Raw genomic sequence first — 23,702 nt, forward strand, 5'->3', positions numbered from 1 at the left:
CAATCGCGGCCGAAGGCGCCTCGGACCCCCGAGCCCTCACGCGTGACAGGACGCCGCGATGTCGATGGAACGGTTTGCCCCCGCCGAGGCCGCCCTCAAGGCGGGGAATCGGGACGAGGGCATTCGCCTCACCGCCGAGGAATTGACCCGCGATCCCGACGCGCCGGCCCGCGTCTATCAGAACTTCACCGCCATGCTGATCCGCCACCAGATGTACGAGCAGGCCGAGCACTGGGCGCAACTGGCCACCGACCGCTATCCCCGCGACATGGACCTGTGGAACATCCTGGGCGTCACCCTGCGCCGGCTGGGCCGTCACGCCGACGGCCTGAAGGCCCTGGAGCGGGCCATCAAGATCAACCCCAAGAGCCTGACGCCGCAGATCAACCGCGGCAACATCTTCAACGACCTGAAGAACCCCGCCGCCATCGACATCTTCACCAAGATCATCCGTCAGGCGCCCGCCAACGCCGAGCACCAGCGCTCCCTGGGCCGCGCCTACTGGTACGCCGGCGATCTCGACAAGGCCGAGATGCGCTTCAATCTCGCGGTGAAGCTGAAGGCCGACTATGTCGACGCCTGGCTGGACCTCAGCTCTCTGGCCGCCGACACCAAAGGTGCGATCGAGACCCTGCCCATCATTGAGCGCGCCGCCGCGGCCCTGCCCGACAACCACAAGATTCGCGAATCCAAGGGCGTCATGCTGCGCCGGGCTGGGCGTAACAAGGAGGCGGAGCTCTATTTCGAAAGCCTGCTGACCGAGCTCGGCGAGCAGGCCTGGGTGCATTACCAGCTCGGCCTGACGCTTTCAGACTTTGATCGCGCCAAGGCCAATGTCCACTTCGAGCGGGCCCATGAACTGGCCCCTGACAACGCCGAATTCCAGCTGGCCCTGGCCGAGAGCTATTCGCGCACCCGGGTCGGCGACGAGGCGGCCAATCTCGAGCGCGCCTATCAGCTGCTGAAGCCCGTCGTGGACAAGGTCGGCGGGGGCGCGGGGCCGGTGAAGGTGGCCAGCGACATCTTCGTCCGGGTGGCCGACTATGACGCCGCCGACGCCTTGGGGGACTTCGAGCACCTGGGACGGCTCTGGGCCTCCAACGGCCGCCACACCGCCCTGCTCTCCCACCTGGCCCGCGTCCGCACCTCGCAGGACCGCGACGAGTTGGTCCACCAGCACCGGATCTGGGGCGAACTCATGGAGGCCGTGGTGGCCCGCCGCCCGCTGACCTATACCGCGCCACGCGCGCCCAACGGCAAGATCCGTGTGGGTTTCATGTCCTCCGACCTGCGGGCGCACCCGGTGGCCTATTTCTCCCTGCCGCTGTTCGAGCACTACGACCGGGATAAGTTCGAGGTCTATTGCTACTCCTACTACACCGGCCAGGAGGACCCGACGCAGAAGCGTATCGCCGGCATGGTCGAGGGCTTCCGCTGGAACCCGGAGATCAACGATCGCGACGCCGCCCAGGTGATCGCCAACGACCAGCTGGACATGCTGATCGAGCTGGGCGGCTCGACCCACATGAACAAGATCACGGTCATGGCCTACAAGCCCGCCCCGATCCAGGCGAGTTGGCTGGGCTATCCCCATTCCGCGGGCCTGAAGGCCATCGACTACCTGATCGTCGATCCCTTCATGCTGCCCGAGCGTGAGGGCCTGCTGATCGAGAAGCCGCTGGTCCTGCCGCACGGCTGGTTCGCCCTGTCGGCCGGCGCCTTCAACGAGCGGGTCGCCGTGCAGAACCCGGCGCCGGTGGCCCGCAACGGCTACGTCACCTTCGGGACCGCCAACAATCCGTACAAGTACAGCCGCGACATGGTCCGCACCTGGGCCAAGGTGGTCGCCCAGGTCCCCAATTCGCAGTTCATGTTCGTACGGCCCGAGGGCGGCTCGGAGAGTTTCCGCAACAATCTCGCAGCGATCTTCGCCGAGGAAGGCGTCAGCGCCGATCGTCTGCGCTTCGAGGCCGTGCGCGGCGCCCACCTGCCTTTCTACAACGAGATGGATATCTCCCTGGACAGCTTCCCCCAGACCGGCGGCACCACCACCTGCGAGAGCCTGTGGATGGGTGTGCCTGTCATCACCCTGGTGGGCGAGACCCTGTTCGAGCGGCTCAGCTATTCCAGCCTCATGAACGGCGGCCTGCCGGAACTTTGCGCCCGCGACACCGAGGGCTACATCGCCGCGGCGGTGAAGCTAGGGACCGATCCTGACCGCATCGTCGAGCTGCGGGCCGGCCTGCGGGAACGCATGCGCGCCAGCCCCATCGGTCAGACCACCCAGTTCGCCCACGACTTCTTCGGCCTGGTGGAAAAGGCCGTCAAAGAGAAGGCTTAGGCGGCCCCGCCCAGTAGGCCGCGCCGCTCCACCTCGCGGTAGTAGTCGACATAGGCGTCCCAGAAGCCGGCCTCGTTCCATGGGGTGTCGAGGGTCGGCTCGTCATTGGCCACCACCCGCGGCTCTGGGAAGGCCGTCTGTTCCAGACAGTCCAGCGGGCAGTCGCGCCCCAGGCGGGCCGAGGCCTCCCGCGCCACCCTCTGGGCGAACTCGCCCTGCGTGCTGACATAGCCCGCCGGACGACAGACCCTGTCCAGCTTGGGATCAGCCAGCATCTCGGCCACCAGCCCGGCATAGGCGCGGCCCAGCAGCAGCACGGGGATGTTGTCGCGCACATAGGCTGGGGTCCGCACCACGCCGGCCTTGCCCGCGAACCAGGCCTGGAACAGCGACCAGACCAGCCGCCCCTCCTCCAGAGGTCCGAACGGACCGTTGATCATGAACCGCCCGAAGGCCAGACCCCGCCACAGCGCCAGGTGCCGGAAGCCGTCATTGGTGAGCTTCTTCGACAGGCCATAGGGCGAGACCGCCAGGCCACCCTCCGCCGCGTCTTCGAACCCCGTGCCGGTGGCGATCACGCCGTGCACGCCAGCGGTCGCGGCGGCTTCGAACACTACCCCGGCCCCGGTCAGATTGCGGGTCACGCCGGCGGCTACGTCGTAGTCGGCGTTGCGATAGCCGGGGATATCGGCGGCGTGGTGGGCGAAGACGTCCGGGCGGGCGGTCTTCAGCAGGTCCAGGAAGGCCGGGGATCCGAAGGGAGCGTCGAAGGCCACCCGCGCCACGGACTTCAGCCGGTCCATGCGGTCGCGGCGCAGGCCCTCATAGTCGGACTCGACGCGCTTCAGCGGCGCGATCACCTCGTGCCCGGCGTCGGCCAGAGCCCGGGCGATCCAGACACCGGTGAAGGAGGTCGCGCCGGTCAGCAGGACCCTGGCCATCTCAGGCTCCGTGGTCCGGATAGGTCGCGTCCCGCTCGGAGATCACGGTGGGCTGCGCGGGCCAGACGATGCCGAAGGCCGGGTCGTTCCAGCGTACGCCCCGGCCATGACCGGCCTCGAACATCTGGTCGATCTGGTAGAGGACGTCGGTGTCAGGCTCGAGCGTGATGAAGCCGTGGGCCATGCCGGCCCCGATCAGCAGGGCCCGGCCGTTCTCGGCCGAGAGCTCCGCCCCCGTCCATTGCAGATAGGTCGGGCTGCTGGGCCGCAGGTCGACAGCCACATCGAAGATCGCGCCGCGCGTCACCCGCACGAGCTTAACCTCGGCCCGTGGCGACGCCTCGTAGTGCATGCCGCGCAGAGTGCGAGCCGCAGTGTTGCGCGACAGGCTGGTCTGGGCCGGAACGAAGGGATGGCCGGCCGCGGCGAACTCGTCGGGGCAGTGCAGCCGGGCGAAAGACCCGCGCTCGTCAGTAGACGGATCGAGCTCGACGACCGTTACGCCGTCGATGGCCGTGCCCACGAACCGCATCAGCTGATAACCTTCGTCTCCGGCGAGGCGGTGACGAAGCGGCCGCCCCAATCCTTTATGTGGGCCAGCTGGCCCATGATCTCGTCCTTCAGGTTCCAGGGCAGGATCAGCAGGTAGTCCGGCTTGATCTCGTCGACCTTGGCCGGGGCATGGATCGGGATGTGGCTACCCGGCATGTAGTGGTCCTGCTTGTGCGGATTGGCGTCGAACACCGCGACGATGTCGCCCGTCCCCACGCCCGCATAGTTCAGGAAGGTGTTGCCCTTGGCCGCAGCGCCATAGGCCGCCACCGTCTTGCCCTCGGCTTTTGCCTTAGCGAGGAAGGCCAGGAAGTCGGCGCGCACCGCCTCCACCCTGGCGGTGAAACCGTCATAGCCCGACAGCTTGTCGAGGTCGGCGGCCTGTTCGCGGGCCCGCAGGTCCTTCAGCGCCTGGGTCTCCTGGTGGCTCGACGCCTCGTGCGCGCAGAACAGTCGCAGGGACCCGCCGTGGGTCGGCAGCAGCTCGACATCGAAGGGTCGCAGGCCATTGGCCCGCAGCACCCGCTCCACCGCCAGCAGCGACAGGTAGGAGTAGTGCTCGTGATAGATGGTGTCGAACTGCACCAGCTCGATCAGGTTCAGCAGGTGCGGGAACTCGAAGGTCAGCACGCCGTCCGGCGTCAGCACGTGCTGGAAACCCGCCACGAAGTCGCCGATGTCCGGCACGTGGGCCAGGACGTTGTTGCCCGCCATCAGGTCGGCGGCGATCCCGCGGGCCTTCAGGTCACGGCCGGTGGCGTCGTTGAAGAACGAGACCTCGGTGGGGATGCCTCGTTCCTTCACCGCGACCTCGGCGGTGTTGGCGGTGGGCTCGATCCCTAAGACCGGGACCCCCATCGCCTTGAAATGCTGCAGCAGGTAGCCGTCGTTGGAGGCCACCTCGATCACCAGGGACTGCGGACCCAGGCTGAACCGCTTGGCCATGGCCTCTGCATAGCGCTTGGCGTGAGCCACCCAACTTTCTGAATAGGCTGAGAAATAGGCGTATCCGTCGTCAAATATAGCGTCAGCCGCGACGGGATCATCGGCCTGAACCAGGAAGCAGTTCCCACAGACCCGGGTGTGCAGGGGGTAGGATTTCTCCGCCCCCGCGTCGAGCTGGGCCTGGGTCAGGTAGCTGTTGGCGAGCGGCTGCAAGCCCAGGTCCACGAAGTCCTGGGTGAGAGGCGCGCGGCAGAAGCGGCAGGTGGGGACAGTCATCAAAGGCCTTCGTAACGCGAGATCTGGTCCCGGCACAGGGTGAGGGCATCGCCGCCGTCGGCCTGCAGGCGATACCAGTCCATGGTCCACTCGACGGCGACGGGCGCGTCCAGCTGGCTCTCGAAGTCGAGAAGCCGCTTGGCCTGGCTGGCGTCGATGCCAAGCGACTGGGCTTCCAGGGAATTGGGGTCGGGTTCGTGGCGCCAGGGCTTGGCGCCCAGCGCCTTGACCGCCGAGGTGGCCAGCTCGCCCACGGTGACTTCGGGCCCACCCGGACGCGGCCCGAAGTTCATCGCCCGTGGCGTCGCCGGATTGGTGGCCAGTCGCTCAAGATAGACAAGGTAGCCCGCCACGCAGTCCAGCACGTGCTGCCAGGGGCGTGTGGCTTCCGGGTGCCGGAGGACCGTCACCCCTTGCGCCTGACCGGCGCGGACGATGTCGGCGACGATGCGGTCGCGGGAATAGTCGCCGCCGCCGATGACGTTGCCGCCGCGCGCGGTGGCCACCGGCACTTGGGCCTTGTCGAAGAAGCTACGGGCGAAGCTCTGGGTGACGATCTCGGCCGCCGCCTTTGACGCCGAATAGGGGTCCTTGCCGCCCAGAGCATCAGTCTCGGTGAAGGCCCGGCCCGTCTCGGCATTGGCGTAGACCTTGTCCGACGTGATCACCAGGACCGCCTTCAGCGCGGGCTGCTTGCGCAGGGTCTGCAGCAGGTGGGCCGTGCCCAGGATGTTGGAGGAGAAGGTGGCGATCGGGTCCTCGATGGAGGCCCGCACGATCGGCTGAGCCGCCATGTGCAGCACCAGGTCGAACTCGGCGCCCTTGAGCGCCGCCTCCACCGCCCCCGGATCGCGCAGGTCTGCGATGCGCGAATCGATCAGGCCCCCGACGCCCGCCTGCTCGAACAGGGCCGGGGTCTGGTCGGGATCGAGCGACAGGCCGGTGACCTTGGTGCCCATCGCGCACAGCCAGATCGCCGCCCACGAGCCTTTGAAACCGGTGTGGCCGGTCAGCAGGACGCGCTTGCCCGACCAGAAGGCGGGATCGGGCCGGCTCATTTCCAGACGTGCCACGGCGCATTGCCCGACGCCCACAGGGCCTCAAGCTGGTTCTTGTCGCGCAGGGTGTCCATGGCCGCCCAGAAGCCCTCGTGGCGCCAGGCCATCAGCTCGCCGTCGGCGGCCAGGCCCTCCAGCGGCGCGGACTCAAACGGGATCTCGTCACCCGCTATCCGGCCGACCACCTCGGGCTGCAGGACGAAGAAGCCGCCATTGATCAGGCCATTGTCGCCGGGCGGCTTCTCGATGAAGCGCTCCACCGCGCCATTGACGATGTCCAGGGCGCCGTAGCGGCCCGGCGGCGACACCGCCGTCACCGTCGACTGCTTGCCGTGCGACGTGTGGAAGGCGGCCAGGGCCGCGAGGTCCACGTCGGCCACGCCGTCGCCATAGGTGAAGAAGAACGGCTCACCCGGCGTCAGGTACTTGGCCACCCGCTTCAACCGGCCGCCGGTCATGGTGTCGGGCCCGGTCTCCACCAGGGTGACCTTCCACGGCTCATGGTTGGTGGCGTGGTATTCCATCGACCCGCTGGCCAGGTCGACGGTGAAGTCGGCGTTGTGGAGCACGTAGTTGGAGAAGTACTCCTTGATCACGTAGCCCTTGTAGCCAAGGCAGATGATGAACTCGTTGAACCCGTAGTGGGAGAACAGCTTCATGATGTGCCAGAGGATCGGCCGCCCGCCGACCTCGATCATCGGCTTGGGCTTGAGGTGGCTCTCCTCGGAGATGCGGGTGCCGAGCCCGCCGGCCAGGATGACAACTTTCATCGGGCGCTCGCGGAGGCATGGCCGGCGGACGCGGCGCGGTCGAAGATCACGGTCAAGGCTCTGAAACCCGTTCTAGAATGGCGCCGCCTGGGCTTTCATGGCCCAGCGCGGCGCGGTCCTCCCCCTAATATCGCGTGTCGTCGCGCGCATGAAGTCGTATCCACGCCAAGCGTAGGTCGCAGCTCCGCCTCCTCGCGTCCCGGGTGAGCTGAAGAGGAACCATGCCGCGCGTCGACTTCATCATCCCGGGCGTTCAGAAGGCCGGCACCACGGCCCTGTTCGACCACCTGGGCGATGTGCCCGGCCTTGCGCTGTCGACCGTCAAGGAGGTCCACTTCTTCGACGATGAGAGCGTCGACTGGGTCCGGCCCGACTACCGCGCCTACGAGGCGCAGTTTTCGTCCGCGGAGGGCGCGGTGGTCGGCGAAGCGACGCCGATCTACCTCTATTGGCCGAACGCCCTGGAGCGCATCGCCGCCTATAATCCGGTCATGCGGCTGATCGTCATGCTGCGCGATCCGGTGGAACGCGCCTGGTCGCACTGGCGGATGGAGACCTCTCGCGGACCCGAGCGCGAGCCTTTCGGCTGGTGCATCCGTCAGGGCCGACAGCGGCTGTTCGAGAGTGAGCCCTGGGGACATCACCGGGAGTTCTCCTACGTCGAACGCGGCTTCTACGGCGAGCAGGTCGCGCGGCTGTTCGAGCACTTCCCGCGCGAGCAGGTCCTGTTCCTCAAGGCAGACGACCTGCGGATTGATCCCAACACCGCTCTCGCGTCCATCTGCGCCTTCCTGGGCGTTCCACCGCCGCCGCGCACCGAGCCCCGCGCCGTCCACGTCGGCCAGGACATGGAAGGCCTGGAGCCCGCCGACGTCAGCTATCTCCGCGCGCTCTACGCTCGGGACGGTGCGCGCCTCAGGGACCTGACCGGGATCGGCTTCTGAGACGTCATAGTTCAGTCCCATGCCACACCGAGGATCATGGGACCTGGGAGTTTCGCCGATGACCTTCGCCCGCTGCGCCACCCTCTCCGCCGTCGCTCTGCTGGCCGGCTGCGGCCGCGGAACGCCGGCGGCGACGGCGCCGAACCCCAAGCCTGCGCCTGTCATCGCGCCCACGATCCCGCCGCCCGCCGACGCGCCGCACCTGGCCCTGCCCATCGCCTGCGCGATCGGCGCCACCTGCGAGATTCAGAACTATGTCGACCGCGATCCCGGCCCCGCCGTGCAGGACTACCGCTGCGGTGAGCGCACCTATCAGGCCCATGGCGGCATCGATTTCCGCATCCCCGACATGGCCGCCCAGCGCGCCGGCGTCGCGGTCCTGGCCGCCGCCCCGGGCACGGTGAGCCGGCTGCGGGACGGGGTGGAGGACATCTCCGTGAGGACGGCCGGCGTCGACGTCGCCAACAAGGAGTGCGGCAACGGGGTGGTGGTGGACCATGGGAGCGGCTGGGAGACTCAGTACTGCCACCTGGCCCGCGGCAGCCTCGTCGTGAGGGCCGGCGACCAGGTCACTACCGGCCAGCCCCTGGCCAAGGTCGGCCTGTCGGGGAACACGGAGTACCCGCATCTGCACCTCACCGTGCGCCACAACGGCGTCACCATCGACCCCTTCGCGCCCACGCCGGGCGCGGCTTGCAACGCCACCACGGGTCCCGCCTCCAGCCTGTGGGATCGCGCCACAGGCGAGGTCTTGCGCTACCAGACCGGGGCGGTCCTGAACGGCGGCTTCGCCGCCGGGCCGGTGGCGGCCGATGCTGTGGAGGCTGGCGGCATTGCGGCCCCGTCGGCCGACAGCCCCATGATGATCGCCTATGTGCGCGCGATCGGCCTGAAGGGCGGGGACGTGCAGGAGATCGTCGTCAAAGGGCCGGACGGCGAGGTCCTGGCCCAGTCCCGCCTGCCGCCGCTGGACCGCGACAAGGCCCAGTACCTGGTCTATGCGGGCAAGAAACGTCCCGCCGCGGGCTGGTCAAAGGGCGTCTATACCGCGCGCTATACTGTCCTGCGCGCCGGCGCCACGGTGCTGCATCGGGAGTATGAACTCGGCGTCTAGCCGCCCGTTTTTGAGACTGGCATGGCGCGGACGGCGACAATGGGTGTTCGTCCTCTCAAACTGTTGATTTCGCCTGCAGCGGGATTTTCTTTCGTCTGCCGTTGAATTGGATTACAGTTTTTTGTCAGCCGAGCTCTCCAAGGCTGTGTCGCTTTGGCCGGGCGGTCAGCCCCAGGGTGAGCCGCCCGGCCTCTCGCCTTTTCAGACATTGATGATCGAAGACCGGCTCAGGCCTCGATGGGCCTTGCGCGCGTCAGGAGTCGGTGGAATTGGCCACCGAGGGCGGCGACACCAGCTCGATCACGCCGAACTTCACCAGCCAAAGCAGGCCCCGTTCGACGAACCCTCGGCGCGGGACGGCGAAGGTGGCGACGATGTCGGCCACCGCAGAGTCCGCATGAGCCTGAAGGTAGGTGAGGATAGCCTGCGCCTCGGCCAGGCTCGGCAGCGCCCAGCCGCCGATCGCGCCCAGTTCCAGGGTCAACCGCGACTTGGCCAGGTCCCAGCTCATGCCAGACACCGCCCGCAACCTGGTCTCCGAGGTCAGCAGGCTGGTGGGATAGGTGGCGAACATCTCGAAGGGGTCGAGGCGGCGCGGATTGTCGACAATCCTGGCCATCTCCGGCGCTTCCGGCTGCGCGGCCAAGCGGCGCGCCGCGAGTTCCGCCCAGAGCGCCTGATAGCGCGGGATGATCGCCGACCAGTCGAAGTGGTCGCGCGCCTGCCGCGCGGCGGACTCGCCCATCGATCGGCGAAGGTCGGGATTTGCCACCAGGGCGCTGATGGCCGCGACCGCCGCGGCATGATCCACGCCGGTCATCTGGGCGCCCGCCACCAGATAAGCCTCGTAGGTGATCCAGTCGTTGGCGAAATGATAGGCCAGGTCGCGGCCCAGCCCAGGGCGCGGCGCGGTGGTGGGAATCCGGAAGCCATCCAGACCGTGCCGGACCGTATCGCGATAGCCATCCCAGTCGGTGACGACGGAAGGCAGGCCGGCCGCCATGGCCTCCACCGGGGTCAGGCCAAAGGTCTCCTGCACATTCTCGGAAAACGAAATGAAGAAGTCCGCCGCCGACCAGATGGAGAACCGCGTGTCCGGCGCGCGCCCGTCCACCGGGCGATAGTGGATGCTGGGGCAAAAGGCCTGGGTCTGACGGTGGAAGATGGCTGTCGTTTCATCGGTGGCCGACCAGCCGGCGACGATCCAGTAGATGGGCTTGCCGGTCGACTGGGCCGCGGCCTCCAGGGCGAGCGCCATGGTGGCGGGGTTCATCTTCCCCGCCGCATGGAAGCGGCCGAGATAGAGGGCGACGAGGGCGTCCTGCGGAATGTCCAACCGCGCGCGCCAGGCCGACCTCTGTTCCGGCGACGGCGCGAAGTCCGACGCGTTGACCCCCAGAGGGATGGTGGTGATCTCGGGGGTCGGGAAGCGAGTCGCCCCGAGCCGGGCGTGTAGATCTTCGCGGGTCTTTTCCAGCAGCACCTGCACACCTGACCGCACCGCGTCGGAGGTGCAGATCAGGGCATCCCAGGCTTCCACCGGGGCGGTCATCATGTCGGCCAGCACGTCGGTGGCGCGGTGTGTCGCGGTGGTGTGGGTGATACCGCACAGGCTATAGCGGGCTCGGCCGAAGGGCCGGCGTAGCCAGGCTTCCGGCGCGAGGGTCGGTTGCGGAAGGTAGAGGCAACCCGGATCGGCGACGCGATGGCGGGAGGTGCGGTCGAGCCAGGTGACGGGGCGGTCGCTCGGCTGGATGCGGTCCAGCAGAGGCTGCAGGCTGGCCGGGCTTCGGGTGCTGGCGTTGAACAGGTGGAGCCGTTCGACGTCGGCGTGGCGCAGAAAGCCGCGCAGAAAACTCTCGCCGGCGGAGTGGCGGCCCATCAGCCGTACCCCGGTGGTGTCGTAGCCGTCGGGGTGGAAGAAGATCGCCGCGTTACTCATCGACCTAGGCCGTAGCGGATAACCGGGCGCGATACAAACAGCGCAAAAAGAAAGGGGCCGCCCCGAAGGACGGCCCCCAACTCAGTTTTTGGTCGGCTTCGTCTTAGGCGACGAAGTCCGTGTTGGCCAGCGTGACCAGGCCCGTGAGCTTGATCGCGTTGGTCACAGTGTTGTTCGCCGAGCTGTCAGCGAACACGTAGGTGCCCGTGTCAGCGCCGGAGGTCACTTGGATCACCACGATGTCGCGCGAACCGCCGCCGATCAGCGAGGTCGCATCGGCCAGGGCTTGCGCGTAGCTGGCCGCCGAGGACCCGACCAGGAAGTTCCCGGCCGTACCCGTAACACCGAGAGCGAAGCTGTCAGCGCCCGAGGTGTTGAAGTCGGTGATCAGATCCGGCGTCGCCGAAGTCGAGTCACCCGCCGCGAAGACGAAGCGATCCGTACCGCCGCCGCCGACGAGGGTGTCAGCGCCCGCGCCACCGGTGACGGTTTCGTTGCCGGTGCCGCCCGTGAGGGAGTCGGCGCCGAGGCCGCCATTCAGGATGCCGCCACCGCTGCTGGCGCTGGCGATGGTGTCGTTGCCATCGTCACCCGAGAGCGTGTTGGCGCCCGTGCCGGACGTCGTGATGGAGTCGTTGCCGAGACCACCCGCGATGTTACCCGCACCGTCACCACCGACGATAAGGTCGTTACCGTCGCCACCGGCGATGGTGTCACCGTTCGCGCCACCGACGATCGAGTCATTGCCGATACCACCATCAAGGATGTTGGAACCCGCGCCACCGTCGAGGGTGTCGTTACCGTCCGAACCCAGCAGGGTGTCGGTGTTGGCGCCGCCCAGGAGGGTGTCGTCACCGAGACCGCCGTCGGCGTAGTTGGTGCCGGCGCCCGTGGAGAGGGTGTCGTTACCGTCGTTGCCGGAGAGGGTGTCGTAGTCAGCGCCGCCGAGCACGGAGTCGTTGCCGAGACCGCCCACGCCGACGTTGGTGCCGGCGCCCAGGCCGATCAGGTCGTTGCCGTCACCACCGTCGATGGTGTCGCTTTCCGTCCCGCCGACCAGGTTGTCGTTACCCAGACCACCGGTGACCGAGTTGGTGCCGTTGCCAGCGTTGACCGCGTCATCGCCGTCGCCGGACGTGACCGTGTCGTTGTTGGCGCCGCCGAGGAAGGAGTCGTTGCCGGCGCCCAGATCGGTGAGGTCGTTACCGCCACCCACGTTGCTGATCGTGTCGTCGCCAGCGCCGCCTTGAGCGTTGTCGTCGCCAGCGCCGGAAACGATGGAGTCGTTGCCGAGGTCGCCGAAGATCAGGTCGTTGCCGCCGGCGCCGTCGATGGTGTCGACGCCTTGGCCACCGAGGATGGTGTCGCTGTCGGCGCCGCCGAGGATCGAGTCATCGCCGAGGTTGCCGTGGGCGTAGTTGGTGCCCGCGCCGGTGGAGATGGTGTCGCCGCCTTGACCGCCCAGCAGGGTGTCGCCGTTGACGCCGCCGAGGATGGAGTCATCGCCGAGGTTGCCGTTCACGGTGTTGGTGGTGCCGTCGCCGGTGGAGATGGTGTCGTTGCCATCGAAGCCGGAGATGGTGTCGTTGCCCGTGCCGCCGGTCAGGCTGTCGTTGCCCACGCCGCCGTCGATCGAGTTGGCGCCCGCGCCGGCGTCGATGGTGTCGTTGCCGTCGCCGCCGACAACCGTGTCAGCGCCGGTGCCGGCCCCGATGGAGTCGTTGCCGAGGTCACCGAACAGAAGGTTGGCGCCCGAGCCCGCGGCGAAGGTGTCGTCGCCTTGGCCGCCGAGGAGGGTGTCAGCGCCCGTGCCCGACGTGATGCTGTCGTTGCCCAGGTTGCCGTGCGCGTAGTTGGCGCCGTCGCTGGCGACAATGCTGTCGTCGCCTTGGCCGCCCAGCAGGGTGTCGGCGCCCGTGCCGGCCGAGATCAGGTCGGAACCCTGGTTGCCCTGGACGTAGTTGGCGCCCCCGGCAGCGTCGAGCGTGTCAGCGCCACCGGCGCCGAACATCGCGTCGCCGGCCGTACCGCCGGCCACCGAGGTGGCCGAGGCGCTGCCGCCGCCGATGAGCAGCTTGGAGTTGTCGCCGAAGATGCTGAGGAAGTTGTCACCGTTGACGTGGGTGCCGTCCGGATTCAGCGAGATCGTGCGGCCGGCGTAGGTCACGTCGATCCGGGCCGGGCTCGCGCCCACCGCCGGAACGTAGGCGACGGAAACGGCAGTCGCCGTTGCGCCGTTGGCGAACACGAGGGTGTCAGCGTCGGTGAATGCCGCCTGCTGCGCCGCCGTGATCGTATCGAAGAAATAGTTAGCCATGAGTCTCTCCAGTCATGTGTCACACGGACCGCCTGAAAACGCCTGGCCACCATTGCCGAATGGCGCGGTCCCAGGAAGTCCTTACCGTTCGCCATAACATGGTCGTGGCGAAGGTTAAACGAGCCCGAGGAAGACGTATCGGAACCGTTGAAAATGCGCAACAGTAAAAACGGCGGGAAACCAGCCCCTTCTGCAGCGCTTGGGAGGGCGGTTCGCCCCCTGATCAATCTTCTTTCAGAGAGTCTCTGATCGTGTCGGTCAGCGGGCTGACGACGTAGGAGAGAATGGTCCGCGTCCCGGTCACGATGGAGACCGCCGCCGGCATGCCGGGACTGAGCTTGGCCCCCTTGGGAAGGCTCGCAAGGTCTTTGGGAGCGATGCGGATATCTGCGCGGAAGTAGCCTTCCCCGGTCTTTTGATCGCTCAGCGAATCGGCTGAGACGGCGATCACCTCGCCCTGCACGGGCGAGACCTTGCGGTAGTTGAAGGCGGTCAGGCGGACCTCGGCTTTCATGCCGACTTTCACGTCGTCGATGTCGGCCGGCTTGATCTTGGCCGAGATGATCAGGGGCGCATTGGCCGGGACGATATTCATCAGCACTTCGCCGGGCCCGACGACACCGCCGATGGTCGACTGTGACAGATCCAGCACATAACCATCGACCGGAGACCGCAGGATCGCATTGTTCAGGGTCTGGCGCGCGGCGGTGAGCCGCGGCGAGACATCCGACAGGCCCGCCTGCATCTGGCGAAGGCCATCGGCGGCCTGACTGACCCTCTGATCCCGGAGCGAATTGAGTTGCAGACGGGTCTCGCCCTTCTGCTGGCGCAGGCGAGTGATCTCGGAGTTTAAAGCGCCCCGGCGTCCGGCCAGGTCGGCCAAGCTCCTGTCGTAGCGAAGGATCAGGGTCTTGGGGGCGTAGCCCTTCTCATAGAGGGTCTGGTAGCCCGACAGTTCTTCCTTGGTCAGGCGGACGCTCTCCTCAAGCGCGTCGAGCTGAGCCTGTACGCCGGAGATCTGTGATTCGATCTGGCTCTGGCGCTGGTTCAGCACGTCGGCTTGGCTGTCGAAGAACTGTAGGCGCGTCGAGAACAGCAATTGCTGATCCTGGATCAGGCCCGCGACCCGAGGATCGGAGATTCGCGTGGTCAGGCTCGCCGGGATGCTCAGCACGCGGGCGCCGCGGGCCTCAGCCTCGAAGCGCGCGCTCTGGGCCATCAGGGCGTCGGACTGATTCTGGAACACATCGACGGCCGCCTTGGGCTGCACGTCGTCGAGAATGAGCAGCGGCTGACCGGCCGCCACATGCTGGCCTTCGCGCACCGGGATGGCCCGCACGGAGCCGCCCTCGCGGTGTCGGATGACCTTGCGATTAGCTTCCACCCGCACCAGGCCCGGCGCCATGATCGCGCTGCGAACAGGCGAGACCGCCGCCCAAAGAATCATGGCGACGACGAAGACGCCGACGATTGCGCCGCCGACGATCATCGGCCGGCGCAGCTTGCGTTTCAGCTCGGGATCGAGAGCCTGCTCCTGACCGCTGAAGGTCGGGGTCACATAGGCCTTGATCGGGGTTACGTCGCGGGTCATCGGGCCGCCCCTATGGCTTGCACGGCGGCCGGCTGAGTAAAGCGGGCCAGAACCTGATCGCGCGGACCAAACAGCTCCATGCGTCCGTCACGCAGCACCAGGATCTTGTCGGCCGCCCGGAACAGGTTGGGCTTGTGGGACACCACCGCGATGGTGACGCCGGCGGCCTTGAGGGTGTCGAGCGCCTTCATCAGGGCGTCCTCGCCCTCGGCGTCCAGGCTGGCGTTGGGTTCGTCGAGCACGATGAACGGCGGCTGCTTCAGAACAGCGCGGGCCAGGCCGATACGCTGGCGCTGACCGGCCGACAGCACGTGGACGCTCTCGCCAAGGTCGGTGTCGTAGCCTCTGGGCAGGCGGAGGATGAGCTCGTGGACGCCGGCGATCTGGGCCGCCGCCACCACCTCGGCGTCGGTGACATCGGGCTGGAAGCGGGCGATGTTGTCGCGGATGGTGCCGGCGAACAGCTCGGTGTCCTGCGGCAGGTAGCCGACGTTGCGGCCGAAGTCCTGGCGGTCCCAGGTGAAAACGTCGGCGCCGTCGAGGCGGATATTTCCGTTGTTGGGTTTCCAGATGCCCATCATCAGCCGCGAGAGCGTCGACTTGCCGGCCCCCGACGGACCGATGATGCCTAGCATCTCGCCCGGCTCGATCTTGAAGTTGATGCCCTGCAGGACGAACTTCTCCGCGCCGGCCGGGGCGAAGTTGACACCCTCCACCGACAGCCGGCCCGTGGCGCGGGGCAGACCGGTGACCGGCTTGGCCGGCTTGTAGTCACCGAAGATCTGCATCAGCCGGTCGAAGGCTCGGGTGCCCTGCAGCATGCCGTCCCAGGAACCTACCAGCCGGTCGATGGGCTGGAGGGCGCGGGCCGCCAGGATCATGTTGGCGAACAGCAGGCCCGAGTGAATCTTGCCCTTCACCACGAGATAGGCGCCGATAGCGATGATCAGCACCTGGATGACCTGTCGCCACCACTTGCTGAGATTCGATAGGGCGCTAGCCGTGTTGCTGGCGTCGGCGCTGCGGTTCATGGTCGTCTGCCGGAAGCCGACCCAACGGCCGCCGAGCGTTTCCACCATGCCCATGGCCCGCACAACCTCGCCGTTGCGCAGGGCCGCGTCGGTGAAGGCGTAACTGCGCAGGGCCGCATCGTTGGCTTCGCCCAGCATAGGCCGGGTGGCCCGGTCCTGGATCAGGGTGATGGCCACCAGAACCACGGCGCCCAGCAGGGTCACTATGCCTACCAGGGGGTCAATGAACCACAGGACGACCAGGAAAACCGGCATCCAGGGCAGGTCGAAGACCACGCCGAAAGTGGGGCCTGTCAGCATCTGGCGGAACGTGTCGAGGTCGCGCAGAGCCTGGGAGCGCAGGGCCGGATTGCCGCGCACCACGCCGTCGAACAGGGCCGAGAACACGTGGCCCGAGACCCGCTGGTCCATGACCACGCCATAGTTTACCAGCACCTTGGTCCTGTAGTGGTCGATGACACCGGAGACCGCGAAGGTGGCCAGCACGCCGAAGGTGATCACCAGCAGGGTGGGAATGCTGCCGCTGCTCATCACCCGCCCATAGATCTGGAAGGTGTAGAGCGGCAGCGCCATGTAGAGCAGGTTCGAGACCAGGCTGAACGCCGCGGCCACAGCCAGGGAGGGATAGCCCTCACGGATCGCCCGCGTCAGCGGATTGTCCGGCTGATCCGCCGACAGCAGCTTGAAAATCTTCATGGGCGCCAGGCCGTCTCGTTACTTGCGGGTGAACCGCGCCGAATGAAGTCGTATACGCCAACTGTTACGACAGAAGGCGGCAAGAGCGCGCGACAGATGATCGGCGCCCTTCGTGATGTCAATGCCACACCCCCGCGGCGAGCGCGCGCAGCGGGATGCTCGCTCGGCCCGGGATGGCGTGGCGGCGAGCTGTGGTAAGGAATGGCGGACAGCGGTTTGATAGGAGACGTGCCCGCGTGGCTAGGGTGGCGATAATCGGCAGCTGCATAACGCGGGATTTGTGGCCGATCCTGGGCGAAGCGCCCGCCGACCTGCTGTACGTTTCGCGCACCAGCCTGCCCAGCCTGTTCGCCCGCCCCCTGACGGACGCCGTGGTCGCCAGCGACCCGCCGCCCGGCCTGGCGCGGCATCAGAACAACGCCGTGCGCGCCGATCTGAAGAAGTCGTCCCTGGCCGCCCTGATCGATCACCGTCCTACCCATCTGATCTTCGACTTCATCGACGAACGCTTTGATCTCCTGGCGGCGGGCGACACCCTGGTCACCCATAGCTGGGAGCTTGAGGCCAGCGGCTACCTCGCTCAACCGGCCTTTTCCTCCGCACGGATCGTGCCGCGCGCATCCACCCAGTGCGACCAGCTCTGGCGCGAAGCCGCCCTGGAAATGGCGACCTTCCTGCAGCTGACGCCGCTGAGGGACACCCAGATCATTCTGCATGCGTCTCAGTGGGCGCAACGATACCTGGACCGTGCGGGCCAGCTGCGCGACTTCGACCCCGACGTGATGATCTTCGACGGCAATGTCGGGCGTCTGGACGACCACAACGCCCTGCTGGCCGGCTATCAGCAGCGATTCGCGCAGATGACGGGCGCCGCCCGGGTCAGCGCGGCCCCGGAGCTGGTGATGGGCGACGTCGGCCACCGCTGGGGCCTCAGCCCCTTCCACTATGTCGCCGACTATTACCGCGACATCTGGCGTCAGCTGCGGGCGCTTGGGATCTAGGCGTCGTCGGAGAGCGAAGCCCAATGCTCCAAGGGCGTCAGCCGGAGATCGGCGGCCTCCCCGACAAGGGGCGCGGCCACGGTCCAGGCGCCGCCCTGCAGGTAGTCGGTCAGGGGATCGACGTCGGCGCGCAGCTGGTCGCCGCGAAGCGCCATGTAACGGGCGGCGTCGAACCACGGCCCCGGATTGCGGCCCTCGCGGCCGCCCGCCAGGACGTAGTGGCTCAGCGGCTCGAGGCCGCCAGCCGCGACGTCGGGATATTGGTCGTGATACCAGGCCGGATCGAACAGCCGGTGGGGCTTCAGCCCGAGCGCCGACCCAACCGTCACATAGTGGACCAGGGCCGGGACCTGCGCCTCCGCGCCCGCTAACCGGGCCCGATAGCGCGCCGCCTGGAACAGGGGATGGGGGCTGAGATCGCGCCGCCAGCCTTCGCGCAGATAGTGGGCCAGGGGATTTTCGCCGCTTTGGGCCAGTTCCGGGGCCTGGGCGACATAGTGGTCGATGCTGAACAGCGGATGCGGATCGCGCCCCATCGCCGCGCCGCGGTGCACGAAGTGTTCCAGGGGTGAGAGCCCCGTGGCCGCGAGGTCTTCTGCGTTGCGGGCGGCGTAGAAGGCGCGATCGAAAAGCGGGTGGGGCGAGCGGCCCTCCGCCCAGCCGCGGGCGATGTAGTGGACCAGGGGGGCCAGACGGCCGCTGGCGACATCCGGATAGGTCGCCAGATACCAAGCCTGGTCCAGCAGGGCGGCGGGCTGGGCGGCGGGATCGGCCTCGCGCCGCGCGTAGGCCGCCATGGCCGAAAGGCCGCCCCCGACCCGGGCCCAGAGACCCGAGCGGGCGATGACCAGGGCGCCGCCCAGCGAGCCCAGACGCACCAGGGCCGCGTCGAGGCGGCGTTTGACGCGGTTGCGGCGGCGGGCGCGCATCTTGGCTTCAGCCGCCGCGCGATAGGCATTGGCGGCGGCGGCGCGCCCCTCGGCCTCAGCCCGCGCCACGGCGATCAGGGCCTCGGCCAGCGCCTGGCTCAAACGCCCGCGCGTCAGGGCCTCGGCGGTCTGGGCCCGCTGCACCTCCTCGCGCAGGGCGGCGTGGCGTAGGGCCAGGGTCTCGACCTTGGCGGCGAGATCGGGGCAGTCCTTCGATGTCACGGGAGCGGTCACGCTAGAGCGGGGGAACGACGGGCATCTTCAGGTTCGAGAACCCGTTGTCCATGTGCTCGATCTCCAGGAAACTCGAAGAGCGGCCATAGGCCTTGTAGATCGAGAAGGTCTTGGCGACCCCCAGCGTCGCGGAGCTTTCCAGCGGCGAGATAAACCCCACGTCACGGTCCATCCAATGGGGCTGGCGCATCCAGTAGTTCAGCTGGTCCCGGGTCAGTGCGAAGTAGCCGGAGTGCGGATTGCGCGCCCGGCGGAACACAGTCTGACGGCCCAGCGGCGCGCCATAGAGGGTGTCGTCGTCACTGACGAAGGCGTTCATGTTGTCGGCGATTTTCGCATTCAGGTCGCCGTCGATATAGGTCTTGAGCGTCGGCGCCCGGCGGTTCCACTCGATGCGATTGGGAAACAGCACCCGCTTCTGGCCATAGGTCTGGTTGAACCAGAAGAGCTTGGAAAAGAAGCTGGGATCGTTGATCCGCAGGTCGTCCTCGCTGAACACAAACAGGTCGTAGCGGTTGGCCCGTTCGGCGATGATCTGCTGGGCGGAAAAGCCCAGCATGCGCGGGTTCTCCAGCTCCAGCTTGGCGACCTTCACCCCGTACTGGCGGCAGAACTCCGGGGTCAGCAGGTGCTTCTCGCTGGTGGTCACCGCGATGATGTCGATGTCGTCGTCAGACCCCACCCCCGGCTGGAAGCTCTTGGTCCCCACATCCATGGTTGTGGAGGTCCCGAACTGGCCGCGATAGGCGCAGATCACCTCCTCGATGGCGCGCTGGCGATCGTCGCGCCGCCGCTCGTTGGTGGAGGAGTGGCGGGAATTGGCCTCGGCCGAGAAGTAATGGGCGATGGTGACGAGGATGCGCATAGAGGAGCCTGGCGGGAAAGGAGCGGCACGGTAGGCAAGCGGGATGGGCCACGCAAGCTGGCGGGGCGGACGGTGATCTACCCGGCAAGGCCTTCATGGGTCAGCCAGCCAAGGTAGCCCGCCGCGTCGAAGGGGTCGGGGAAGGCCGCCTGCAGATCGGGCCGGCCGCGGTAGAGCACCCGGTGGGGCTTGGCGATCTTCGTCCCGTCGCTGAAGGCCTCGTAGGCCCAGTAGCGTTCGGGGATGATGGGATCGGTGGTCTTGGCCACCTCCTCCTTGTACCAGCGCCAGATCTCATAGACCGCGTGGTTGTCGCCGGCATAGCGCTTGGTCATGGCGTCACCGGTGGGGCCGAGCTTGGTGAAGTGCCAGAAGCGCAAGGGGTGGCCGTTGACGGTGATCGCCCCGTCCTTGCCCACCGCCACCTGGCGCTTGGAGAGGTTCCAGCTGGCGACGTTGTAGCCGGGGTCGCGGACGATCCTGACCTTGTCGAACAGCGCCGGGACATGGTCGCACCAGCGCTGGTCGACGAACAGGCCGTTGGGGATGTCGTCGTAGCAGAAGCTGAGCAGCCGATCGTTCCACCACCGGCCGAACCGCGTCCCCTCCCCGCCGGCTCTCACCGCCACGAAGCCCAGGTTGAAGATGCCAGTCTTGGAGGCCGAGAGGTCGTTGTCGAGGATCGCTTCCAGGGTGTCGTTGGCGTCCAGCAGGTGCGGCGTGAGCAGGATGTCGTCGACGCCAAGCATCTCTTCCAGCGGCGTCAGGCTGGTGAACAGGGCGGTGTCGGGGTCAAGATAGACCACCGCGTCGGCGCCGGCGGCCAGCGCCTGGTGCAGGAAGGGACCCTTCACCGCGGTGCAGACCTCCACCACGTCGTGTTTGAACAGCCAGGCCTGGAAGTCTGGGATGCCGAGGTCCTGGGCGTAGACCACCCGGTCGAACGGCTCGGCGGCCGGATCGAAGCGGAAGCCCGGCGGCGGCGAATCCGTAATCAATGCCACTCGCTCCCAGTCCGGCTGGTGGACCTTCAGCGTCTGGAACAGCACCCGGGCGCGGTTCAGGTACGAGAAGGTGAAGCTGGAATAGCAGACGACCTTCACGAAACAGTCTCCAGGTCGGCGGTCAGGTTGCTGAACTCCATATTATAGAGAGGCGGCTGCCGAAGGCTGCGCGCCAGGGTCAAAATCTCGCCGCTCTCAAACATTGCGATCAGCGACCGCTCGTCGGGCAGGACCAGCCCGTGGCCCCCCTCCCGCGTGAAGGCGGCGATATTGCCCGAATCAGGCCCGGTGATGACGGCCGCACCGGCCGCGGCGGCCTCATAGGCGGTGAGCGAGAAGGTCTCCAGGCAGAGCGACCAGATCATCGCGGCGTCGATTTCCAGGCGCTTGAGGGCATCGCGCATGGCCATGGGCTTGGCCGCGGTGGCCGAGACTGGGTGGTGGATCACCGGCAGGCCGGGGATGTGGGTCTTGCCCAGGTGCAGGAAGCTGAAGCGCGGGTCGTTCTCAAACCGCAGCGCCAACTCGACGAAGATCGGCCAGCCCTTGTGCAGGGACGGCGTGCCCGGGAAGGCGAAGCGGAACGGCCCCTCGCGGGGCGGGGCGGCCTTGGCGCGGGCGGGCGTAAGGCGGGCCAGGGGCGCGACCTTTGCGTCTACCGGATCCATCCAGTCGGCGCCGCGCCAGGTGTCCATCACCACCTGGGAGGGGGAGACGACGGTCAGGTCCAGATGGCGGAACAGCCGGGTGTGCTCGTCGATGTGCAGCTGGCGGTAGGGGCCGTAGACGCAGATGCCGCAGGCCGGACTGCCTGGGGGCGGGGCGCCGCAGTTGACGATGTCATTGCGCAACAGGTGGACGCCGGCGCAGAGGCTGGTGAAGTCGTGGGTCCAGTAGTGGCCGGCATTGGCCCCGGCGATCCGCACGATGTCGATCACCTCGCGGCTGGAATGGCCCAGCATGGAGTGGATGGCGAAGCTGCGCTTGCCCTCGGTCCAGTCGGCCAAGGCGCTCCGCAGGCCCTCGATCAGCGTCTCGGGGCGGAAGGCGCCCAGCTTGACCCCGTTCCACAACACCCCCAGCGGCGGGCCGTCGAGGCCGGTGGCGACGATGGGCCAGGGGGACGCGGGATAGACGTGCAGGTGATCGCGGCCCAACTCCCCGAACCGGACAGCCTCGCGCTGGACGCTGGCCTGCACCCCGCCCACCACGGCGGCGTAGTTGTCGTGGCTGAAGGTGACGTGCAGGTGGCGGCGGCCCGACACCGAATCAGCCAGCACAAAGTCGGAGGCCTCGTCGAGCGGCACGGCGCGAGCCCAGACCTCGCAGTCGGCCAGCCGTTCCTGCAGCGGCCGCAGACGCGCCAACGCGTCGTGGCGGAAGCCCAGCCGACGCTTGGCGATGCGGCCCTCGCTGCGACCCTGGGCCAGGAAGTGGACGAAGGGCTGAACGCCGGCTGCGGCCACGTCCGGATTGAGCTCCAGATAGTCGTGCAGGTGGAAGTCCCGCGACGGATCGCGCCCCTCCTTCCAACCCCGCAGCAGGAAGTGGTCCAGCGGGTCCTGGCCGGAAGCGGCCACGTCGGAATTGTTGAACAGGTAGAAGGCGGCGTCGAACTCGGTGGCGGCCAGCGCCCGGTCGGCGGCGGTGATCGGCATATCGGCCTTTCCGTCGCGGCGCAGCTTCTCGGCCACCAGGTAGTCCAGGGCCTGGGCCGAAGCTGTCGCTTCGCGCCCCTCCCGGCGGCCGGTGGTCAGGTAATGGTAGAAGGGGTTGCCGCCGCCCTCGGCGACGTCGGGATAACGCTCCAGGTAGCCGGTGGTGGAAAACCACGGGGCGGGATCACGGCCTTCGCCCCAGCCGGCGTCGGCATAGTGGGCCACTAGGTCGCAGTCGGTCTCACTGATGTCGGGATAGATCGCGCGATAGAAGTCGGCGTCCAGGGCCAGACCCAGGACCAGGGGGCTACGATCGAGGCCGACGGCCATGAGACGAACTCTCCACGAGGCTGGAGCTGTGCCGCAGAACGCCGCCTCGATCAACCGCCCCTTGCCCGCGCGCGCTCGCGGCCATAGAGCGAGGGTCACGCGCGCGTCCAAAGCGCCAGATGGGGCCAGATGGCGAGAACGACAACCCGATCGGCCAAGCCCGCGGCCTACCTCGTGTTGGGGATGCACCGGTCCGGCACCTCCGCCGTGACCCAGCTCCTGGCGCTGGCCGGTGCGGAACTGCCGCAGAACGTCATGCCGGGCGACGAGCACAATGCAAGGGGCTATTTCGAGCCCTGGAAGGTCGCTCTGTTCAACGACGCGCGCCTGCGCGCCGCCGGCAGCGCCTGGGACGACGTCTTCGCCCTGCCCTACGCCCCGCTGCCAAAGGCCGATGAGGCCGACTGGACCGCTCAGGCGCTGACCCTCTATCGCGAGGAGTTCGGCGAGGCCCGCTTCCCCCTGCTGAAAGACCCCCGGGTCTCAGTGCTAGGCCCCATGTGGCGCGAGGTCTTGAAGACCGTGGACATGCCGGCCCGCGCGGTGATTCCGGTCCGCTCGCCGCTGGCCGTGGCCGGCTCCCTGGCGCGACGCGACGGCTTCCCGGTGGAGAAGTCGGTACTGCTGTGGTGCGTCTACATGCTGGCGGCCGAACTCTATTCCCGCGACCTGCCCCGCGCCTTCGTCTCCTATGACGGTCTGCTGGCCGACTGGCGGGCGGAGGTCGTCCGGATCGAGACGGCCCACGGCGCGCCCCTGCCCCGCATGAGCCCGCACGCCGAGGGCCAGATCGATCAGTTCCTGACCGGCGACCTGCGCCACAACGCCGGCGCGGGTGACCTCGCCGCCGTGCCCCTCGTCGGGCCCCTGGCCAAGACCGTCCACGACTGGTTCGAGGCCGCCGCCGTCGGCCCCGCCCCGCCGCTCGCGCCGCTGGAGGCCGCCGCGGTGCAGATCGCCGAGCTCAAGGCGAAGATGGGGGTCTTCGTCTCGCCGGTGACCTCGGCCCTGTCGGCCGCCAGCGCCGAGCTGGACGAGGAGCGCCAGCAGCGCCTGCGCGAGCGCCTCTTCACCCAGGAGCTGGAAACCGAACTAGCCCTGCTGCTGCGTGAACGCGCCGCGATCGACGCCCAAATCGACGCCATGCTGGCCGCGCGCTGATT

At 67.7% G+C, this 23,702-nt stretch carries 18 protein-coding genes; 5 read left to right on the forward strand and 13 right to left on the reverse strand.

From position 1 onward, the window contains the following. Nucleotides 1–64: 64 nt before the first annotated feature. Nucleotides 65–2,341 (forward strand): O-linked N-acetylglucosamine transferase, SPINDLY family protein, encoded by a 2,277-nt coding sequence (locus JKL49_RS17755; RefSeq protein ID WP_215342264.1) that lies wholly within the window; start codon nt 65–67, stop codon nt 2,339–2,341. On the opposite strand, the gene JKL49_RS17760 is transcribed toward JKL49_RS17755, so the two are convergent. Genes JKL49_RS17760 through rfbF form a run of 5 tightly spaced genes read right to left on the reverse strand, consistent with a single transcriptional unit; the run spans nt 2,338 to nt 6,883 of the window. After that, the gene (locus JKL49_RS17760; protein WP_215342266.1) at nt 2,338–3,282 is read right to left on the reverse strand and encodes an NAD-dependent epimerase/dehydratase family protein; all 945 of its coding nucleotides are present in this window, start codon (nt 3,280–3,282) and stop codon (nt 2,338–2,340) included. The genes JKL49_RS17755 and JKL49_RS17760 overlap by 4 nt on opposite strands. 1 nt (nt 3,283) lies before the next feature. Further along, nucleotides 3,284–3,814, reverse strand: coding sequence for a dTDP-4-dehydrorhamnose 3,5-epimerase family protein (locus JKL49_RS17765; protein WP_215342267.1), 531 nt, complete (start codon nt 3,812–3,814; stop codon nt 3,284–3,286). Further along, nucleotides 3,814–5,055, reverse strand: coding sequence for a class I SAM-dependent methyltransferase (locus tag JKL49_RS17770; RefSeq protein ID WP_215342269.1), 1,242 nt, complete (start codon nt 5,053–5,055; stop codon nt 3,814–3,816). Before JKL49_RS17770 ends, JKL49_RS17765 begins: the two co-directional genes overlap by 1 nt. After that, entirely contained in the window at nt 5,055–6,128 is a 1,074-nt protein-coding gene (gene rfbG, locus JKL49_RS17775) for a CDP-glucose 4,6-dehydratase (protein WP_347340405.1), read from the reverse strand. Before rfbG ends, JKL49_RS17770 begins: the two co-directional genes overlap by 1 nt. Beyond that, nucleotides 6,110–6,883 (reverse strand): glucose-1-phosphate cytidylyltransferase, encoded by a 774-nt coding sequence (gene rfbF / locus JKL49_RS17780; protein ID WP_215342271.1) that lies wholly within the window; start codon nt 6,881–6,883, stop codon nt 6,110–6,112. The genes rfbG and rfbF overlap by 19 nt, the downstream gene beginning before the upstream one ends. A gap of 221 nt (nt 6,884–7,104) precedes the next feature. Here rfbF and JKL49_RS17785 point away from each other — a divergent pair, with 221 nt between their 5' ends. Both JKL49_RS17785 and JKL49_RS17790 read left to right on the forward strand, forming a co-directional pair. Then, complete coding sequence (locus JKL49_RS17785) at nt 7,105–7,827, forward strand: sulfotransferase domain-containing protein (RefSeq protein WP_215342273.1); 723 nt, start codon at nt 7,105–7,107, stop codon at nt 7,825–7,827. Nucleotides 7,828–7,885: 58 nt separating this feature from the next. Beyond that, complete coding sequence (locus JKL49_RS17790; RefSeq protein ID WP_215342275.1) at nt 7,886–8,941, forward strand: M23 family metallopeptidase; 1,056 nt, start codon at nt 7,886–7,888, stop codon at nt 8,939–8,941. A 253-nt stretch (nt 8,942–9,194) separates the two neighbouring features. Here the strand turns inward: JKL49_RS17790 and JKL49_RS17795 are convergent, their stop codons facing one another. From JKL49_RS17795 to JKL49_RS17810, 4 genes are all read right to left on the reverse strand, one after another. Further along, nucleotides 9,195–10,883: a glycosyltransferase family 4 protein gene (locus tag JKL49_RS17795; protein WP_215342277.1), complete on the reverse strand. Its 1,689-nt coding sequence runs from the start codon at nt 10,881–10,883 to the stop codon at nt 9,195–9,197. Between the two features lie 103 nt (nt 10,884–10,986). Then, a complete protein-coding gene (locus JKL49_RS17800) occupies nt 10,987–13,200 on the reverse strand; it encodes a beta strand repeat-containing protein (protein ID WP_215342279.1) in 2,214 nt (737 codons plus the stop codon). 223 nt (nt 13,201–13,423) lie between these two features. Beyond that, nucleotides 13,424–14,791, reverse strand: a complete 1,368-nt coding sequence (locus JKL49_RS17805; RefSeq protein ID WP_249778110.1) for an HlyD family type I secretion periplasmic adaptor subunit — start codon at nt 14,789–14,791, stop codon at nt 13,424–13,426. After that, nucleotides 14,788–16,518: a type I secretion system permease/ATPase gene (locus JKL49_RS17810; RefSeq protein WP_215342281.1), complete on the reverse strand. Its 1,731-nt coding sequence runs from the start codon at nt 16,516–16,518 to the stop codon at nt 14,788–14,790. Before JKL49_RS17810 ends, JKL49_RS17805 begins: the two co-directional genes overlap by 4 nt. Nucleotides 16,519–16,691: 173 nt before the next feature. On the opposite strand from JKL49_RS17810, the gene JKL49_RS17815 reads away from it, so the two are divergent. After that, complete coding sequence (locus JKL49_RS17815; protein WP_283816717.1) at nt 16,692–17,519, forward strand: DUF6270 domain-containing protein; 828 nt, start codon at nt 16,692–16,694, stop codon at nt 17,517–17,519. Here the strand turns inward: JKL49_RS17815 and JKL49_RS17820 are convergent. From JKL49_RS17820 to JKL49_RS17835, 4 genes are all read right to left on the reverse strand, one after another. Then, nucleotides 17,516–18,670 carry a hypothetical protein gene (locus tag JKL49_RS17820; RefSeq protein ID WP_215342285.1) on the reverse strand — a complete coding sequence of 385 codons (1,155 nt, stop codon included), beginning with the start codon at nt 18,668–18,670 and terminating at the stop codon, nt 17,516–17,518. The genes JKL49_RS17815 and JKL49_RS17820 overlap by 4 nt on opposite strands. Nucleotides 18,671–18,683: 13 nt before the next feature. Then, nucleotides 18,684–19,547: a hypothetical protein gene (locus JKL49_RS17825; RefSeq protein WP_215342287.1), complete on the reverse strand. Its 864-nt coding sequence runs from the start codon at nt 19,545–19,547 to the stop codon at nt 18,684–18,686. Nucleotides 19,548–19,624: 77 nt separating this feature from the next. After that, nucleotides 19,625–20,650 carry a hypothetical protein gene (locus JKL49_RS17830; RefSeq protein WP_215342288.1) on the reverse strand — a complete coding sequence of 342 codons (1,026 nt, stop codon included), beginning with the start codon at nt 20,648–20,650 and terminating at the stop codon, nt 19,625–19,627. Next, entirely contained in the window at nt 20,647–22,539 is a 1,893-nt protein-coding gene (locus tag JKL49_RS17835; protein WP_215342290.1) for a glycosyltransferase family protein, read from the reverse strand. Before JKL49_RS17835 ends, JKL49_RS17830 begins: the two co-directional genes overlap by 4 nt. A gap of 129 nt (nt 22,540–22,668) precedes the next feature. Here JKL49_RS17835 and JKL49_RS17840 point away from each other — a divergent pair, with 129 nt between their 5' ends. Further along, nucleotides 22,669–23,700, forward strand: coding sequence for a sulfotransferase family protein (locus JKL49_RS17840; RefSeq protein WP_215342292.1), 1,032 nt, complete (start codon nt 22,669–22,671; stop codon nt 23,698–23,700). Nucleotides 23,701–23,702: the final 2 nt, after the last annotated feature.

Source organism: Phenylobacterium glaciei (assembly GCF_016772415.1).
GTDB classification, from domain to species: Bacteria; Pseudomonadota; Alphaproteobacteria; order Caulobacterales; family Caulobacteraceae; genus Phenylobacterium; species Phenylobacterium glaciei.

Coding starts and splice junctions, on each gene's coding strand:
- JKL49_RS17755 (WP_215342264.1), top strand. CDS start 65: ATGGAACGGTTTGCCCCCGCCGAGGCCGCCCTCAAGGCGGGGAATCGG.
- JKL49_RS17760 (WP_215342266.1), bottom strand. CDS start 3,282: ATGGCCAGGGTCCTGCTGACCGGCGCGACCTCCTTCACCGGTGTCTGG.
- JKL49_RS17765 (WP_215342267.1), bottom strand. CDS start 3,814: ATGCGGTTCGTGGGCACGGCCATCGACGGCGTAACGGTCGTCGAGCTC.
- JKL49_RS17770 (WP_215342269.1), bottom strand. CDS start 5,055: ATGACTGTCCCCACCTGCCGCTTCTGCCGCGCGCCTCTCACCCAGGAC.
- rfbF (WP_215342271.1), bottom strand. CDS start 6,883: ATGAAAGTTGTCATCCTGGCCGGCGGGCTCGGCACCCGCATCTCCGAG.
- JKL49_RS17785 (WP_215342273.1), top strand. CDS start 7,105: ATGCCGCGCGTCGACTTCATCATCCCGGGCGTTCAGAAGGCCGGCACC.
- JKL49_RS17790 (WP_215342275.1), top strand. CDS start 7,886: ATGACCTTCGCCCGCTGCGCCACCCTCTCCGCCGTCGCTCTGCTGGCC.
- JKL49_RS17795 (WP_215342277.1), bottom strand. CDS start 10,883: ATGAGTAACGCGGCGATCTTCTTCCACCCCGACGGCTACGACACCACC.
- JKL49_RS17800 (WP_215342279.1), bottom strand. CDS start 13,200: ATGGCTAACTATTTCTTCGATACGATCACGGCGGCGCAGCAGGCGGCA.
- JKL49_RS17805 (WP_249778110.1), bottom strand. CDS start 14,791: ATGACCCGCGACGTAACCCCGATCAAGGCCTATGTGACCCCGACCTTC.
- JKL49_RS17810 (WP_215342281.1), bottom strand. CDS start 16,518: ATGAAGATTTTCAAGCTGCTGTCGGCGGATCAGCCGGACAATCCGCTG.
- JKL49_RS17815 (WP_283816717.1), top strand. CDS start 16,692: ATGGCGTGGCGGCGAGCTGTGGTAAGGAATGGCGGACAGCGGTTTGAT.
- JKL49_RS17825 (WP_215342287.1), bottom strand. CDS start 19,547: ATGCGCATCCTCGTCACCATCGCCCATTACTTCTCGGCCGAGGCCAAT.
- JKL49_RS17835 (WP_215342290.1), bottom strand. CDS start 22,539: ATGGCCGTCGGCCTCGATCGTAGCCCCCTGGTCCTGGGTCTGGCCCTG.
- JKL49_RS17840 (WP_215342292.1), top strand. CDS start 22,669: ATGGCGAGAACGACAACCCGATCGGCCAAGCCCGCGGCCTACCTCGTG.